Here is a 15508-nt window from a genome sequence, read left to right as displayed (position 1 = left end):
GTCAGCGCCTTGGCGGTCTGGTCGGAAAGGCTTGCATTGTCGTGATCAGCCAGAAGCAGAATGGCCATGATAATGATCTCCTTTTGTCTGGCTTAAAGCACGCCGGCTTCGGTCTTAAGCTTCTCGACGAGCTCGGCGACCGACTTGACCTTGACGCCCGCCTTGCGGCCACTTGGCTCTTCGGTCTTCAGCACCTTCAGCCGCGGGGTGGTGGAAACGCCGAAGTCGGCAGGAACCTTCTTGTCGAGCGGCTTCTTCTTCGCCTTCATGATGTTCGGCAGCGAGGCGTAGCGCGGTTCGTTGAGGCGCAGGTCGGTGGTGACGACGGCCGGCAGCTTGATGTCGATCGTCTGCAGGCCGCCATCGACTTCGCGGGTGACGGTCGCTTTGCCGTCGGTAATCTCGATCTTCGAGGCGAAGGTTGCCTGGGCAGTCCCNAGAAGGGCGGCGAGCATCTGGCCGGTCTGGTTCGAATCGTCGTCGATCGCCTGCTTGCCGACGATGATNAGGCCGGGCTGTTCGGCGTCNGCCACGCCCTTGAGGATCTTGGCAACGGCAAGCGGCTCGACCGTCTCGTCGGTCTCGACCAGGATCGCCCGGTCGGCGCCCATGGCGAGCGCGGTGCGCAGCGTCTCTTCGGCCTTGGCCGGACCGATCGACACGACGACCACTTCCTCAGCCTTGCCGGCTTCCTTCAGCCGCAGCGCCTCTTCCACCGAGATCTCGTCGAACGGGTTCATCGACATCTTCACATTGGCAAGCTCGACGCCCGTGCCATCCGGCTTGACGCGGATCTTCACATTGTAATCAACCACCCGCTTCACGGGGACCAGAATTTTCATGGGGTCCTTCCTTCAACTCTTTCGCCAAGAAAATGCGCGCTTTGGCGCCGCTCCGATTGTCGAATGGCGACATGGATACGCGTTTTTCCTCCAAACACAACGCTTGCCAGTCGCAGACAGACAAATTGCGTCTGCAGATATATGACGTTTACGTTCACGTCAATATTTGCGGCGGGGCGATTTTCTTCAGTGTCCAGGCGCCCCGTCGTCAGCTGCGACGACCGCCCGCCTCACAGCCGGCGTGCTGAAAACGGCGCGTGGCGTGACGATCTCGCGGTCGAATAGCGGCACACCCGTGCGGCGCATGAAGAAGACTAGAACGGCACCGGCGACGATACCGCCGGCATGGGCGCCCCAGGAAACATTGCCGTCCGGATCGACAAAGAGCATGAAGAACTGCTGGCCGATCCAAAGCAGCAGCGGCACGAAGGCAGGAAGCGGCAACGGAACGCGGAAGAAGACCAGCACCCAGATTTTCACGCGCGGGTGAAGGATGACATAGGCCGCAACCACCCCTGAGATCGCACCTGAGGCGCCGACCAGCGGCGCCTGCGATTCCGACACGACCAGGCCATGGCAAAGCGCGCCGAAGGCGGCGCACGCGAGATAGAAGATCAGGAAGCGGAGATGCCCCATGGCATCCTCGACATTATCGCCGAAGACCCAGAGGAAGATCATGTTCGAAGCGAGGTGCCAGAAGCCGGCATGCACAAAGGCATGGGTGATGTAGGTCAGCGGCTCGGGAACAATCGCGAGGCCGGGTGCAAGTGTTGCATAGTCAAAGGCGACTGCCGGTATGTAGCCCAGGCCGACCGATGTCGCCTGAGCCGTCTGTTCCGGGGCGAAGAAGCCGGTGAAAAGCCAGACGGCGACATTCATGCCGATCAAGCCCAGCGTCACCCACTGGACCTTGATGTGCTTCAGCGTATTGGCGTCGTGCAGCGGTATGAACATAAAGCCTGCCCCTGGCTATCGTGACCGCGAGAAGACTATCTGTTTTTCCCAGGAACCCAAAGCACATCCGCGTTGCCGCGGTCATTCGCGTGGCGCGCGGCAACGAAGAGGAAGTCCGAAAGCCGGTTAACGTATTTCAGGGCCGCTGCGCTGACGATTTCGCCCTCCGTGCGGGCGAGTTCCACCATCAGCCTTTCTGCGCGGCGCGCGATTGTGCGCGCTAAATGAAGATAGGCAGCTGCCGAATGACCGCCGGGCAGAACAAAGGATTTCAAGGGTTGCAGATCGGCATTCAGTTCATCGATCTCGCTCTCGATCCGCGCCACCTGCGTATCGATGATGCGCAATGGCTCGTGCGCCGGCGGCTTGCCGTCGTCGGGTGTCGCAAGGTCAGCGCCGAGGTCGAAGAGGTCGTTCTGGATCAGCGTCAGCATTCGTTCGAGAACCGGCATGCCCTGCATGTGCAGTCTTGCGACGCCAATTGCGGAGTTGACCTCGTCTATCGTGCCATAGGCTTCCACGCGCAGGTCGTATTTGAGACGGCGAGGTCCGCAAACGAGCGCAGTCGTGCCGTCGTCGCCGGTCTTCGTGTAGATCTTGTTGAGTGTTACCATGCCTATCCCCTCTCTTCCCGGCGTTAACTAGGGCGGCCGCCGCCTGTCAGCCAGAGCGTCAGCATGATCAGGATCACCGCGATCGCCTGCAGCAATACGCGGAGCTGCATTAGCTTGTTGGAAGTGTTCGCGTCGCCGCCCTTCATCATGTTGAAGAGGCCGCGGACCAACACGAGCGCGACGAGGCCCATGATGATGATTGCGAGAATATAAGTGGCCGTGGACATGGAAGTCGGCTTTCTTGATTAATCGGTCCAGCGCATCAGGCGATAAAAAAGGTCCGCCGGAATCAGCCTCTTCAGGAACATGCCCTGTTTTGCCGGTGTCGTTACTGGATAATGTGGCTTCGGATTGTTCGAGTTCAATGCGTGTTTCAAGACAGTATAGACGGCGTCGGGTTGAAGCTTATGTCGATTCTTCGGGCCAGTCCCGTCAAGACGCGCGAGCTGTCGGCGGTAATCTGCCGCATGCACCGAATTGCGGATGTCGACATGTTCTTTGAACTTCGCGAGCGCGTTGGCGGTAAAGCGCGAGGCAATCGGACCTGGTTCGATCAGGCACACGTGGATGCCGCTGCCCTGAAGTTCCATGCGCAGCGTGATGCTCAGCCCCTCGAGCGCAAACTTCGAAGCGGTGTAGGCGCCGCGAAAACGATAGGGCACGACGCCGAGAATGGAGGAGCATTGTACGATGCGGCCCGAGCCGCGCCTTCGCATCAGCGGCAGTATCTGCCGGGTCAACTCATGCCAGCCGAAGAAATTCGTTTCGAATTGCGCACGCAGCACGTCGGTCGTCAAATCCTCGACCGCGCCGGGCTGGCCGTAGGCGCCGTTGTTGAAAACTGCGTCGATGCGCCCGCCGCTTGCCTCGGCTACATCGCGAACGAAGTCAGTGATCGTATCCGACCGCGTATAGTCCATCAGGAAGGCTTCGATGCCCTCCTCCTGGAGCGGTTCGAGGTCGGCGTGTTTTCTGACCGCCGCAAAGACGCGCCAGCCGTCGGTCTTCAGGGCTCGCGCGCAATAGGCACCGATGCCGGATGAGCATCCGGTCACGATGATGGTGCGCTGCTCCGCCATGGAATGATTCCTGTACAAATTGGGACTCATTTCCCATATTCGAACCGACGATACAATGACGAGGCCCGGGGGTGGAATGCCGAAGATAGTGCGTACGCTCTATGATGTGGCATACGACGCGATCTGCCACCTAATCGAGGATGACGGTTTCGCGATGGCGAGCCATGTCGCATTGTCGATCCTGCTGGCGGTTTTTCCTTTTTTGATCTTCGGCACGACGCTCGCAAACTTCCTCGGTGCCGATCAGTTCTCCTCCACGGCCGTTCATCTCATTTTCGATACCTGGCCGGAAGCGATCGCCAAACCCGTGGCCGACCAGGTGCTGCAGGTGCTGACGATTCCGCGCGGTGGACTGCTGACGGTCTCGGTGCTGGCAGCCGCCTATTTCGCCTCGAACGGTGTCGAGGCGCTGCGCATATCGCTCAACCGCGCCTATCGCGTACAGGAGACGAGGCCATGGTATTTCACGCGCCTGGCCAGCCTCGGTTACGTGCTGATCGCGGTAATCATTTTTGCCGCCATCAGCATCCTGCTCGTCGCCGTGCCGCTCGCTCTCGATTACGCGCGGCAGTGGTTTCCGCTCTTTGCCGATACGCTCGAGATCGTTTTCAGCTGGCGAATCTACGGAACGCTTTTCGTCCTGACGGTCGGTCTGCTTGTCGTTCACCTCTGGCTGCCCGCCGGCCGCAGGCGGGTTTACGACGTTATCCCTGGGGTTTTGCTCACACTGCTTCTCTGGCTCGCCGGCGCGCTGATCTTCGCCTTTTACCTCGCCACCTTCGCGAATTACACAGCGACCTACGCGGGTCTGGCATCGGTGATGGTCGTGCTGATCTTCCTCTACATGGTCGGCGTAATCTTCATCATTGGCGCGGAAATCAATGCGGCACTAATGAAATTTCGTGTGCGAGCCATCTTCGCCCGTAATTTTCTGAGCGGGCAGGGCAGCAAGCTTTCAAAGACCGACAAGATTCCGGATATCGGCCGCCGATAGGCCCTTGCCACGCAAATCCGCGAGCCCGGTATCGCCATCGCTTTTCGAGAGCTTGCGTTTCTTTGCATCCGTCACCAGCCGATGATGGTGGTAGAGGGGCTGAGGCAGGTCGAGCAGCACCTGCAGCAGCCGGTGGACCGATGTTGCATGAAAGAGGTCGAGCCCGCGCACGATATGAGTGACGGCCTGCAGCGCATCATCGATCACCACCGAAAGGTGATAGCTCGAGGGTGCATCTGAGCGCGAAAGAACGACGTCTCCCCACATCGATGGATCGGCGGCAATCCCCCCGGTCTCGCCGTCGCCGGTCTCGCTCCAGGATAAAACACGATCGGCAGCCTGCAGTGCCCGCCCCATGTCCAGACGCCAAGCGTGTTTCAGGCCTGACTCAAGCATCTTGCGCCGATCGCCTTCACTTCGATCGCGATCGTCGGAGGGATAGTGCGGCGAACCGTCCGGATCGCGCGGCCAGGGATTGCCGCCGGCTTCGGAAGCGGACACTCTGGCTTTCACCTCGCCGCGCGTCAGAAACGAAGGATAGACTAATCCGCGCTCGATCAGACCATGCAATGCTGTCTGATATTCCGCGATATGGTCGGATTGTCGCCGGACGGGTTTCTCCCAGTCGATGCCCAGCCATTCGAGATCGGCATAGATGCCTGCTTCGAATTCGGGTGTACAACGTGTCTGGTCGATGTCTTCGATGCGCAGCAGTAGGCGTCCGTCCATTGCTGCGGCCATATCCTGGTTGAGGAATGCCGAAAGCGCGTGGCCGAGATGCAGCGGGCCGTTGGGACTGGGCGCAAAACGGAAAACGGGCTTTTGACGCTGAGTCGTGGTCATGCTTTCTTCTGCCACGAATTCGAAACCATCGCGAGGCAACGTGCAGATCATTCGTACCGAAGAGGATATCCGCGAGGGGCTGAAGCATTTGTTTCGCCTCGATCCGCGGCTCGCCGATATCGCGAAGGAGGCGGGTCCGATCCCGCTGCGCCTTCGCGAGCCGGGTTTTGCTGGCCTTGCCCATATCATCGTTTCGCAGATGGTTTCGCGCGCAAGCGCCGATGCCATTTGGCGGCGCATGTCGCTTGCTGAAGGAGTGCTGACGGCCGAAAACTATGTCGCACTGCGACCCGATGCCTGGCGGGAATTCGGCCTGTCGCGTGCCAAGGCGACGACATTGTCGGGCATCGCCGAAGCAGTCGTATCTTGCCGCCTTGATCTCGCTCTTCTTTCCTCGAGGCCGCCGGCGGAGGCGCTTGCCGAGTTGACGGCGTTGAAGGGCGTTGGTCCGTGGACAGCGGAAGTCTATCTGATGTTTTGCGGCGGGCACGCCGATGTCTTCCCATCAGGAGACGTCGCACTGCAGAACGCCGTCGCTGCAGCCTTTGGTCTTGCACAGCGTCCGCAGGCGAAAGTGCTCGCCTCGCTTGCCATGGTCTGGTCTCCCTGGCGATCTGTCGCAGCAAGGCTTTTCTGGGCTTACTATGCTCAGAAACTCGGTCGCGGGCTCATGCCGGTCGGCTGATGGGCAACGCTCATCGAATTGCCGTTATTGACTGAATTTATTGGGCTTCACAAGGGTGTCACAACCGGCCTAATATAAGGATGCAGATGCCGAATCGCTCAGGAGAGTACCTTGACGATTGCAGTCTCCCCCCAGGCCCTGCCGGCGCTCGTCCTGAACGCTGACTACCGGCCTTTGAGTTATTATCCCTTGTCGCTCTGGTCCTGGCAGGACGCGATCAAGGCGGTTTTCCTTGACCGTGTGAATATCATTGCGGAATACGAACATTCGGTTTCCTCGCCGAGCTTCTCCATGCGGCTTCCAAGTGTCGTCTGCCTCAAGACCTACGTTCAGCCTTCGCGGAACCCGGCCTTCACCCGGTTCAATGTTTTTCTCCGCGACAAATTCGAATGTCAGTATTGCGGCGAGAATGACGATCTGACCTTCGACCACGTGATCCCGCGCGCCCATGGCGGCGAAACGACCTGGCAAAATGTCGTGGCGGCCTGCTCTCCCTGCAATCTCAAAAAGGGCAGCAAGCTGCCGAAGCAGGCAGGCATGTTCCCCTCGCAGAAGCCGTACCAGCCGACCGTGCAGGACCTGCACAACAACGGCCGGCTCTTTCCGCCGAACTATCTGCACGACAGCTGGCTCGACTATCTCTACTGGGATACCGAACTGCAGCCCTGATCGCCGCTATTTCCTTATGTCGATTTGCGGACGCCGACGAATGCGAAGGCCGCAAGGATCAGGCTCGCAATCACATTCCAGCCCGCAAAGGAAAGGCCGAGAACGCGCAGCGCCGCATCCGTGCAGGACGGGCCGGTAATTGTGTTGAGTTCCGTCAGCAGGTCGCCGGCATTCTGCGTCATGGCGCCTGCGCTGGTCGAGCAGGTCGCCGGCCCTGCCCAGAAATGCCATTCGACGCCTGCGTGATAGACACCCATGCCGGCGCCGACCACCATCAGCATACCTGCCGCCAGAAGCAGGGCACGGGCGACCCAGTTCGGCAGACCGAAGAACGATGCGAGCGCACCGAGGATCGCGATCGGAATGCCGTAGTAATAGGGCTGGCGCTGCAGCAGGCAGAGCGCACAGGGAATGTAGCCGCCGACGTACTGGAAGCCGAGTGCGGTTCCGACGACCATCGCCATACCGAGCGCCAAGAGCAGCGAATAGAGAACGACCGGGCGGGAAAGAGGCGAGGCAATGGCAGTCATGGCGGAACTCCGCGAGGTTGGCTCAGTGAGCAAGGTAGCGATAGACAATATAAAGCACGATGGCGACCACTGCACCGATGCTGACAATATGCCCCAAGCGCTTTTCAATGAAATGGCGAATCGGCTCACCGTAGCGGCGAAGCAGCCAGGCCAGGAATAGGAATCGCGCGCCGCGGGCAACGATCGCCGAGATGACGAAAAGCCATATGTTGACGTGAATCACCCCGGACAGGATCGTGACGATTTTGATCGGCGGCAGGTGCGCCAATCCCGACGTCACCAGCAAAAGCAGGATCGTCTCGTAAGTGACGTAAGATTTCATCTGCTCGAAGGCATCGAGCTTTCCGTAGAATTCCAGCACCGGCCGCGCCACGGTCTCGTAGGCATAAAAGCCGAGCGCCCAGCCGGCGATGCCGCCGAGAACCGAGGCGACCGTGGCAACGATCGCATATCGATATGAACGCTCGGGCTTGGCGAGTGCCATGGGAAGAAAAAGAACATCGGCCGGGACGAGAAAGACGGAGCTTTCGACGAAGGCGATAACGGCGAGCCAGACTTCGGCCGATCTGCGGGCGGCGAGAGACATGGTCCAGTCGTAAAGTCTGCGGAGCATTCCATTCCTTTCGTGCTGCGGTGCAAAAGCTTTAGGGGGGCAGTCTGGCGCTGTAAATGCCTAGTGTGGCAATGATGTCAGCGTGCCACGAAAATTTTCGTGATCCGTATTGGGCTGGTGCTCCCAGGTTTTCGGGAGATTGCAAATCGGTCAATCTTCTGCAAGCTGGTTTCTGATTGGTTTTGCAGGTGGCTATGAATGAAATTGAGGGTGATTGAGGGCGGGCTCGGCGAAGCGGCCGATCAGCGCGAAACCGTAGCTTCAGCTCGAAGGCCGAGCAGGGAGGATGTACGGCGGGAAGCCGTCAGGCGGCTTCGGGAAAGCGGCTATCATTCGTCTTATGTGAGAGAGTTTGCAACGGGTGTTCCTGCGCCGGAAGCGCTCAGATATCTGAAGATCCAGCTCGATTTTGCGGCCGAGACGCTGTCGCGGCTCGATCCGATCCCGCACGACTTCTCCGCCGATGCCTATTGGCCTTCCGCCGACACTTCGCGTTGATCCGGCTGCTCTTCGCGCTTCGCGTTGAGTGCGTTCATTTGCGAGCGCTCTCGCGCCATTTCGCTGACGGCCGCCCTTAGCGCCGGGTGGCGGGCGGTGAACATATTGAAGTCGCGGCGTTCCAGCACGAGGAATTGGCAGAAATCGATGGCAATGACATCAGCCGTTCGCCGTCCGCCGCTCAGCAAAGCCATTTCACCGAAAAATGCACCCGGTTCGAGACGGACGGCGCCGCCGGGAAGACGGACTTCCACGGCTCCGGAGGAGAGAAAATACATGCCGTCCCCGCGGTCACCCTTGCGCATGACGCGTTCGCCCGGCAGCGCGGATTTGGGGCGGAAGAGAAGGAGCAGTTCCTCCTGCGAGTGCTCGTCGACCTTGGCGAAAAGCGGGAAAGTCTCGATCAGTTGTTGCATCTCCAGCTGATGCTGGCGTTCCCGCGCTTCGGTAAGTGCCCTGATCTTTTCAAGCTCGCGTCCGAGCGCCTCATGTCGGCGGCGGCCGTAATGATTGCTGAGCACCGGCCATCGGGCGTGCACATAGGTATGCAGAGCCTCGGCGCCGGCGCAGACGAGCGGATTGAGCGTGATCGAAATGATCGCGGACGCAAGGATGACATCCTGCCCGTCAGTCGGCAGCAATCCGAGGGAAACGCCGAGACCGGCCAGAATGAAGGAAAATTCGCCGATCTGCGCCAATCCGCCTGCGACTGTCAGCGCCATTCCGATCGGATAGCGAAGCAGGACGACGATCAGAAAGGAGATGATCGCCTTGCCGACGATGATCAACGTCAGCGCGCTGATGACGGCCATCGGCTGGCGGACCAGGATCGATGGATCGAACAGCATGCCGACCGACACGAAGAACAGGACTGAAAAGGCGTTCTGAAGTGGCAGAGAATCGGCAGCGGCCCGGTGGCTGAGATTGGACTCGCTCATCACGACGCCCGCGAAGAAAGCGCCGAGCGCGAAGGAAACGCCGAAGATTTCGGCGGAGCCAAAAGCGATGCCGAGCGCGATGGCAAGGACGGTCAATGTGAAGAGTTCGCGCGAGCCGGTTCGGGCGACGAGCGTCAGGAGCCAGGGAACAATCTTCGGGCCGACAAAGATCGCCATGACCGCAAAGGCGCCGACCTTCAGCAGCGTCAGCGCGATCGCGAGCGAAAGCGGCAGCCCTGCGCCCTGTGCAGCATCGCTGGCGGCGTGGCCGCCGAGCAATTCCGCAAGGGCAGGCAGCAAGACCAGCGCCAGCACCATCGCCAAGTCTTCGACGATCAGCCAGCCGACCGCGACGCGGCCGCTGGCGGAATTCAGGAGGTTTCGTTCCTCCAGGACCTTCAGCAGCACGACGGTGCTTGCCACCGACAGGCTGAGGCCGAAGACGATCCCGGCGCCGAGCCCCCAGCCCCACCATTTCGCGAGGCCAATGCCGAGCAGCGTAGCGATGATGATCCGGATGATCGCGCCCGGCACTGCGATACCGCGCACGGCAAGCAGGTCAGCGGTGGAAAAATGCAGCCCAACGCCAAACATCAGCAAAATGACACCCATCTCCGCCAACTGTCCGGCAAGCCCTGTATCGGCGACGAAGCCCGGCGTGAACGGTCCCATGAGTATGCCTGCCACCAGATAGCCGACCAGCGGCGGGAGGCGCAGCCTATCGGCCATATATCCCAGCACCGCCGCAAAGACGAAGCTGACCGCGACTGTGGCAATAAGCGTTACTTCCTGATGCACATCCGTCCCTTGATATTCGTTGGCGGTCGCCACTGTGACCGAAGTGTGAGCGAAATTAAATACTTGATTTGAGTTTCCGTAGCACCAGCAAATCCTGAGCTGCAGCGAAACTGGAGTGTTCTCGTGGCGACACCAGTTTGGCGTCAGTTTCGAAGATCAATATAAGCGCACACTAAAACAGAAGACGCTGTCTCATTGGGGATATCCATGCGAGAAATAGAAGCTGTTGATGTCGCGTCCAAACGATCTTTTGAAGCCGTCGAATTCGGATATGTCCGAGAGGTATTTCTTGAGGACGAAGCCTGCTGGGGGCTGTTCGATTCCGAAGGCGACGTGATCTTCGTCGGCGACGACCTAGACGAATGCCGCTCCTTCGCCGCAAAGGAAGAGATCAGGATTCAGCTGATCCAGTAGGAGTCGTCGCGTGGTCCCGCACTTCTTGCAGTTCTTTTCGCAAACCCCGCCGCGTTAACTGCGTCAGCGCGATAAGGATTGGATGTAGTCGTAACCGACGATGGCTTCCTCGCTTGTGCCCTCGTCGTAGATCTTGGCAAGGGTCGCATGCAGGTCAGGGGAGTAAAGAGCGCTCCAGAGTTCAACCCGCTCGCCGCCCCTTTTGGTTTTCGCTCTGCTCTTGAAAACTTCGTATTTGCACCGCCCAACTGCAACTGTCTCGCGCTTAGTTATCGTCAGCTCCAGCGTCCACTTCTCGCTGGATTGTTGAGGATCCAAGGGGACAAAGGGGATGACGTGATGCCCCCATCCTTCTTGATGGGCAGAAGCCATCGAGTGGATAGATTGCGTAACGCTCATCGCTACTGGAGCGCGACAGATCGAAAAGCCCCTGGTACGAATAAATCGTCTGCTTCTCCGAATTCCCGAACGAATTGGTTATTGCGACCACAGGTCCTTGCGCTGGCCGGAATTCGCTTATCGCCCCCGAATTCCTCAATAAGAAACCGTTCTTTGCACTCTTGGCTGAAGGACAATCCGCGGCATAAGAAACAACCGGAAGGACAACAAGAAGGAGCAAGTTGAAGAGGCGCCTTTTGATCATGATCTTTTTGATGGCAGTGGGTTAGGGTTTCCAAAACGCTAGATCATCAGAATTAAAAGGCGACAAGAATAATCGCTTTGGTTGAAGTTTCTCACAGCTGACCGGTTGACGACGAGATCGCCATCAGTTGCACATGCGAACTCCGCCAGGGATATACTGAATGCTTCGTCATCGTCGCGCTTGAGCATCTGAATCGCGACGAAGCGGAGATCATTGTCGGCGAAGGCCGCATCTCCGCCTTCATCAGCCCGGTCGGCGACGACAAGACGGTAATGATGGTCGGCGTCGTCCGCATGGCCGCAACGTTTTCCGTCGACGTCTCGAAAGGAGAGACGGCATGACGCGCCTCGCAATCGATGGCAGCATCGGTCTAAGCAAGAAGGCCGCCGTCATTTCCGATTGCGGCCGATTTCGCTACGAGCTGACGCGTGTGTGGGAGAAGGGCAGGCCGCTCCTCGTCACCTGCATGCTGAACCCTTCGACGGCCGATGCCGACAACGATGATCCGACGATCCGCGCGCTGAGCCATTTTGGCAAGGCGTGGGGCTTTGGCGGCCTGCTGGTCGTCAACCTCTTCGCCTTCCGCTCGTCGAGCCCGATCGTGATGATGTCGTCGCACTATCCGCGCGGCCCGAAGAACGTCCAGTTCATCGATACCGCCTTGACGCTCGCCCGCTCGCAGAACACGCCGGCTCTTGCCGCATGGGGCGCCATCAGCGCGCACCACGCAGGTCTGAACGATTGGGAAGGTGGACAGGACTGGTTCTGCGGCCGCGCCCGCCACCAGACCGTCGACCTTGTCTGCCTCGGGCTGACGAAGGACGGCTTTCCGAAACACCCGATGGCACGTGGCATCCATCGCATTGATCGGAATCAGCAGCCGGTCATGTTCCGGCGCGCAACGGAGGCTGCGTAAACGTCAAAAGCAATCGACGATTTGATCGCCGAGCGTCGTCGTATCATGTTCCCGGTCGACGGCCCCGGCAACAAGATGCGTGACTGGTCCGACCAGGCCGAGTTGTTCAACTGCGCCGCGCCCGGCCTGCGCAAGGCGGCAGCGACGATCGCCGCTGAGACCAGTGCGACCGACGAAGAACTGATGGCGATCTTCGGCTGGACGACGAAGAACCAAACGACGACCTATACGACTTATCGGATCGTTTTTCGTCGGTGGTGCCCCATGCCGGGGTCGAACCAGCACTTCTTTCGAAACTCGATTTTGAGTCGAGCGCGTCTACCAATTCCGCCAATGGGGCAACGGATACCGACGAGCCGGGTGTCTAACATGCGACCCTTGACCGCGCAAGACGGCGGGAGGGCTTATCAGGCTGATTTGATACGGCTTCCGGCGATGTTCCGTGGGAAAGCCTTTTGCAATCAGTGTGCGGTAGCCGGTGCCGGTTCGGTCAAGCCGGACTTCTTCAACGTGATGGCGAGGATCGAGGCGAGCAGGCAGAAGGCGCCGGCAACGAAGAAGGCCGGCAGGTAGCTCGACAGCTCGGTCCGTGAAAGGCCGGCACCATAAGCAGCGGTTGCCGCGCCCAGCTGATGGCCGGCAAAGACCCAGCCGAAGACCAGACCGGCCTTCTCCCGGCCGAAGCGGTCAGCGGCAATCTTGACGGTCGGCGGAACGGTGGCGATCCAGTCGAGGCCGTAGAACACCGCGAAGATCGAAAGACCGTAGAAGCTGAAATCGCTGAAGGGCAGGAAAAGCAGGGAGAGCCCGCGCAGACCGTAATACCAGAAGAGGAGCCAGCGGTTGTCGAAGCGGTCCGACAACCAGCCGGAGCCGATCGTGCCGAAGAAATCGAAGATACCCATTACGGCTAGAACGCTGGCCGCCGCGACAGGCAGGATTCCGAAGTCGCCGCAAAGCGTGACGAAATGAGTCTGGATCAGCCCGTTGGTGCTGAGGCCGCAGATAAAGAAGGTGGCGAACAAGATCCAGAAGGTCGAAGTTCCGGAGATCTCCTTCAAGATCGTGATCGGCGTCTTCAGCGCGCCGACCAACGTGCCGCGTGCCGGCGGCGGCGTAACATGAGTTTCGCCGAGCGAAGGCAGGTTTAAGTCGGAGGGCCGGTCGCGCATGAAGGCAAGCACGGCAAGTGCGGCAACCATGATCATGGCGCAGACGAAGAAAACCGTGGAGCGCCAGCCATAGCGTTCCGTCAGTTCCGCCATCAGCGGCAGGAAAACGAGCTGACCGGTGGCCGAGCTTGCCGAAAGCATCCCGACGACGAGGCCGCGGTGCTTCGTGAACCAGCGGGCAGATATGGTCGCTGCAAGCACCATGGCCGTCAGCCCCGTGCCGAAACCGACGACGATGCCCCAGAGCAGCAGAAGTTGCCAAAGCGATGTCATGAAGAGCGAGCCAACGAAGCCCGTGCCGATCAGCGCAAGCGCGAAGACGATGACCTTGCGCACACCGAAATAGTTCATGAAAGCCGCCGCGAACGGACCCATCAGGCCGAAGAGGACCAGGCGGATCGCAAGTGCGGAGGAAATCTGCGAAGTTTCCCAGCCGAACTCGTCCTGCAGCGGCTTGATAAGCACGCCCGGCGCGCCCATGGCGCCGGCGGTGACCAGCATGGTCAGGAAAGTCGCGCCGACAACGATCCACCCATAATGAATGTTGCGGCGTGCAAGGCTGGAGGCAAGCGCGGTGGAAACCATGGGTAAGTTCCATTCGTGGGAATGATGGATGCATCACTGATTTAGATGACGGTCATCATGTTTCTTGCGTATTCATGATGGGTGTCATATAATTTGTCAAGGGACTATTTTTCGGAGCCGGTTCATGCGCGTCAGCCGCGAAAAATTTGCAGAAAACCGCCAGAAGATCCTGGAAGTCGCAGGCGTGATGTTCCGCGAAAACGGGTTTGATGGCGTGGGGGTTGCCGATATCATGAAAGCCTGCGGGCTGACGCATGGAGGCTTCTATGGCCACTTCCAGTCAAAGGAAGAGCTGCAGCTGGAGGTCAGCCGTGCGCTGATCGCCAGGGTGGAAGTGCGATGGAAGGCTCTGATCGCCGACGCATCGGATCGCCCCCTGGAAGCGCTCCTCGACCACTATGTTTCCTGGTGTTCCGTCGACAATCCAGGCTCGAGCTGTGTCTTCGTGGCACTGATGGAAGAGGTGAGCCGCAGCAGCGGTGCGGTGCGGGCAACCTTCAACGACGGGCTTTCCACGCTTGTCGATATCCTGGCGGAGATCGTTCCGGGTGAGACGCCCGAGGAGCGTCGCAAGAATGGCTTTACGACGCTCTCATCAATGATGGGGGCCGTCAGTCTGGCGCGCGCGGTCGAAAATCGCGAATTGGCCGGTCAGTTCCTTTCGACGATGCGGGAGAAGCTGGCACCGCCAAAATTTGTCGGCGCCTGAGTGCTCGTCGGCATGTGTCTGCTTTATTTGAAACCTTCCACGTGATGCGGAACATAAGGCTCTTCGAGTGCGGCGACGTCCTCGGCGTTGAGCTTGACAGCCAATGCCCCAACGGCGTCCGAAAGATGGTGCGGCTTTGATGCGCCAATGATCGGTGCGGTCACCGCGCTCTTCTGCAAGATCCAAGCAGTGGCGATCTGGGCTCGGGAGACGTCATATGTCTTCGCCAACCGGCCGACCGTGTCGATGATTTTGCGGTCGGCATCTTCGGCCTGCCTGTAGAGCGTCTTGCCGAACTCATCCGTTTCCATACGGGCGGTCTTTTCGTCCCAGTCGCGCGCCAGGCGGCCGCGGGCAAGCGGGCTCCACGGAATGACAGCGATCTTCTGATCCTCGCAGAAAGGCAGCATCTCGCGCTCCTCCTCGCGATAGAGGAGGTTGACATGGTCCTGCATGCTCACGAACTGAGTCCAGCCGTTCAGCCGCGAGGTGTAGAGCATCTTTGCGAATTGCCACGCGTACATGGACGAGGCGCCGATATAGCGCGCCTTGCCGGCCTTCACGACGTCGTGCAGCGCCTCCAGCGTTTCCTCGATCGGGCTCGTGTAGTCGAAGCGATGGATCTGGAAGAGGTCGACGTAATCCGTGCCGAGCCGGCGCAGGCTGTTGTCGATCTCGTCGAAGATCGCCTTGCGGGAAAGACCAGCGCCGTTCGGACCGGGGCGCATGCGGTTGAAGACCTTGGTCGCGAGTACGATATCCTCGCGCTTCAAGTCCTTGATTGCCCGTCCGACGATTTCCTCCGACGAGCCGTCGGAATAGGTATTCGCCGTGTCCAGGAAATTGATGCCAAGATCGAGTGCCTGCCTAATGATCGCGCGGCTTTCCTCCTCGCCGAGCGTCCAGGCGTGGTTGCCGCGGCGTGGATCGCCGAAAGTCATGCAGCCGAGGCAGATCTTCGAAACTTCGAGGCCAGTGCCTCCGAATTTGACATAGTCCATGAACTGACTCC

General features: G+C 59.5%; 20 protein-coding genes and 1 tRNA gene. 7 read left to right on the top strand and 14 right to left on the bottom strand.

The genetic code is table 11. The features are described 5' to 3' along the window. Nucleotides 1–92 precede the first annotated feature (92 nt). From A3C3_RS0132885 to A3C3_RS0132865, 5 genes are all read right to left on the bottom strand, one after another. Nucleotides 93–842 (bottom strand): electron transfer flavoprotein subunit beta/FixA family protein, encoded by a 750-nt coding sequence (locus A3C3_RS0132885; protein ID WP_022718793.1) that lies wholly within the window; start codon nucleotides 840–842, stop codon nucleotides 93–95. A 186-nt stretch (nucleotides 843–1028) separates the two neighbouring features. After that, nucleotides 1029–1796, bottom strand: a complete 768-nt coding sequence (locus tag A3C3_RS0132880) for a rhomboid family intramembrane serine protease (protein ID WP_022718792.1) — start codon at nucleotides 1794–1796, stop codon at nucleotides 1029–1031. Between the two features lie 35 nt (nucleotides 1797–1831). After that, nucleotides 1832–2410 (bottom strand): cob(I)yrinic acid a,c-diamide adenosyltransferase, encoded by a 579-nt coding sequence (locus A3C3_RS0132875; protein ID WP_022718791.1) that lies wholly within the window; start codon nucleotides 2408–2410, stop codon nucleotides 1832–1834. Nucleotides 2411–2433: 23 nt separating this feature from the next. Beyond that, a complete protein-coding gene (locus A3C3_RS0132870) occupies nucleotides 2434–2637 on the bottom strand; it encodes a twin transmembrane helix small protein (protein ID WP_022718790.1) in 204 nt (67 codons plus the stop codon). Between the two features lie 18 nt (nucleotides 2638–2655). Beyond that, a complete protein-coding gene (locus A3C3_RS0132865; RefSeq protein ID WP_022718789.1) occupies nucleotides 2656–3489 on the bottom strand; it encodes an SDR family oxidoreductase in 834 nt (277 codons plus the stop codon). Between the two features lie 76 nt (nucleotides 3490–3565). Between A3C3_RS0132865 and A3C3_RS0132860 the strand changes: the two genes are divergently transcribed. Next, nucleotides 3566–4483 carry a YihY/virulence factor BrkB family protein gene (locus A3C3_RS0132860; protein ID WP_022718788.1) on the top strand — a complete coding sequence of 306 codons (918 nt, stop codon included), beginning with the start codon at nucleotides 3566–3568 and terminating at the stop codon, nucleotides 4481–4483. On the opposite strand, the gene gluQRS is transcribed toward A3C3_RS0132860, so the two are convergent. Then, nucleotides 4445–5326, bottom strand: a complete 882-nt coding sequence (gluQRS, locus tag A3C3_RS0132855; protein ID WP_022718787.1) for a tRNA glutamyl-Q(34) synthetase GluQRS — start codon at nucleotides 5324–5326, stop codon at nucleotides 4445–4447. The two genes, A3C3_RS0132860 and gluQRS, sit on opposite strands and share 39 nt — an antisense overlap. On the opposite strand from gluQRS, the gene A3C3_RS0132850 reads away from it, so the two are divergent. After that, nucleotides 5325–6011, top strand: coding sequence for a DNA-3-methyladenine glycosylase family protein (locus tag A3C3_RS0132850; RefSeq protein ID WP_022718786.1), 687 nt, complete (start codon nucleotides 5325–5327; stop codon nucleotides 6009–6011). The two genes, gluQRS and A3C3_RS0132850, sit on opposite strands and share 2 nt — an antisense overlap. Before the next feature lie 111 nt (nucleotides 6012–6122). Continuing rightward, a complete protein-coding gene (locus tag A3C3_RS0132845; RefSeq protein WP_022718785.1) occupies nucleotides 6123–6680 on the top strand; it encodes an HNH endonuclease in 558 nt (185 codons plus the stop codon). A 14-nt stretch (nucleotides 6681–6694) separates the two neighbouring features. Here the strand turns inward: A3C3_RS0132845 and A3C3_RS0132840 are convergent, their stop codons facing one another. Next, the gene (locus tag A3C3_RS0132840) at nucleotides 6695–7210 is read right to left on the bottom strand and encodes a disulfide bond formation protein B (protein ID WP_022718784.1); all 516 of its coding nucleotides are present in this window, start codon (nucleotides 7208–7210) and stop codon (nucleotides 6695–6697) included. Nucleotides 7211–7232: 22 nt separating this feature from the next. Further along, entirely contained in the window at nucleotides 7233–7823 is a 591-nt protein-coding gene (locus A3C3_RS0132835; protein WP_022718783.1) for a YqaA family protein, read from the bottom strand. Between the two features lie 198 nt (nucleotides 7824–8021). Here A3C3_RS0132835 and A3C3_RS0132830 point away from each other — a divergent pair, with 198 nt between their 5' ends. Beyond that, a complete protein-coding gene (locus tag A3C3_RS0132830) occupies nucleotides 8022–8321 on the top strand; it encodes a hypothetical protein (protein ID WP_022718782.1) in 300 nt (99 codons plus the stop codon). On the opposite strand, the gene A3C3_RS0132825 is transcribed toward A3C3_RS0132830, so the two are convergent. Continuing rightward, the gene (locus A3C3_RS0132825; protein ID WP_028740202.1) at nucleotides 8291–10057 is read right to left on the bottom strand and encodes a cation:proton antiporter domain-containing protein; all 1767 of its coding nucleotides are present in this window, start codon (nucleotides 10055–10057) and stop codon (nucleotides 8291–8293) included. The genes A3C3_RS0132830 and A3C3_RS0132825 overlap by 31 nt on opposite strands. 207 nt (nucleotides 10058–10264) lie before the next feature. Here A3C3_RS0132825 and A3C3_RS0132820 point away from each other — a divergent pair, with 207 nt between their 5' ends. After that, nucleotides 10265–10471, top strand: a complete 207-nt coding sequence (locus A3C3_RS0132820; RefSeq protein WP_022718780.1) for a hypothetical protein — start codon at nucleotides 10265–10267, stop codon at nucleotides 10469–10471. A 63-nt stretch (nucleotides 10472–10534) separates the two neighbouring features. On the opposite strand, the gene A3C3_RS42820 is transcribed toward A3C3_RS0132820, so the two are convergent. Further along, nucleotides 10535–10870, bottom strand: a complete 336-nt coding sequence (locus tag A3C3_RS42820) for a hypothetical protein (RefSeq protein ID WP_145611961.1) — start codon at nucleotides 10868–10870, stop codon at nucleotides 10535–10537. A 581-nt stretch (nucleotides 10871–11451) separates the two neighbouring features. Between A3C3_RS42820 and A3C3_RS0132805 the strand changes: the two genes are divergently transcribed. Beyond that, nucleotides 11452–12030 (top strand): DUF1643 domain-containing protein, encoded by a 579-nt coding sequence (locus tag A3C3_RS0132805; RefSeq protein ID WP_022718778.1) that lies wholly within the window; start codon nucleotides 11452–11454, stop codon nucleotides 12028–12030. A 3-nt stretch (nucleotides 12031–12033) separates the two neighbouring features. Here the strand turns inward: A3C3_RS0132805 and A3C3_RS46500 are convergent, their stop codons facing one another. From A3C3_RS46500 to A3C3_RS0132790, 3 genes are all read right to left on the bottom strand, one after another. Next, entirely contained in the window at nucleotides 12034–12246 is a 213-nt protein-coding gene (locus A3C3_RS46500) for a hypothetical protein (RefSeq protein WP_028740201.1), read from the bottom strand. 39 nt (nucleotides 12247–12285) lie between these two features. Next, nucleotides 12286–12370, bottom strand: a tRNA-Leu gene (locus tag A3C3_RS0132795). Between the two features lie 121 nt (nucleotides 12371–12491). Then, nucleotides 12492–13787, bottom strand: a complete 1296-nt coding sequence (locus A3C3_RS0132790) for an MFS transporter (protein WP_022718777.1) — start codon at nucleotides 13785–13787, stop codon at nucleotides 12492–12494. A 124-nt stretch (nucleotides 13788–13911) separates the two neighbouring features. Between A3C3_RS0132790 and A3C3_RS0132785 the strand changes: the two genes are divergently transcribed. Next, nucleotides 13912–14496, top strand: coding sequence for a TetR/AcrR family transcriptional regulator (locus tag A3C3_RS0132785; protein WP_022718776.1), 585 nt, complete (start codon nucleotides 13912–13914; stop codon nucleotides 14494–14496). 23 nt (nucleotides 14497–14519) lie between these two features. On the opposite strand, the gene A3C3_RS0132780 is transcribed toward A3C3_RS0132785, so the two are convergent. After that, nucleotides 14520–15497: an aldo/keto reductase gene (locus A3C3_RS0132780; protein WP_022718775.1), complete on the bottom strand. Its 978-nt coding sequence runs from the start codon at nucleotides 15495–15497 to the stop codon at nucleotides 14520–14522. Nucleotides 15498–15508 lie beyond the last annotated feature (11 nt).

The organism is Rhizobium mongolense USDA 1844 (assembly GCF_000419765.1).
Taxonomy (GTDB): domain Bacteria; phylum Pseudomonadota; class Alphaproteobacteria; order Rhizobiales; family Rhizobiaceae; genus Rhizobium; species Rhizobium mongolense.
Note: the sequence above shows the minus strand (reverse complement) of the source record. Positions and strands in the feature narration are given on the sequence as shown.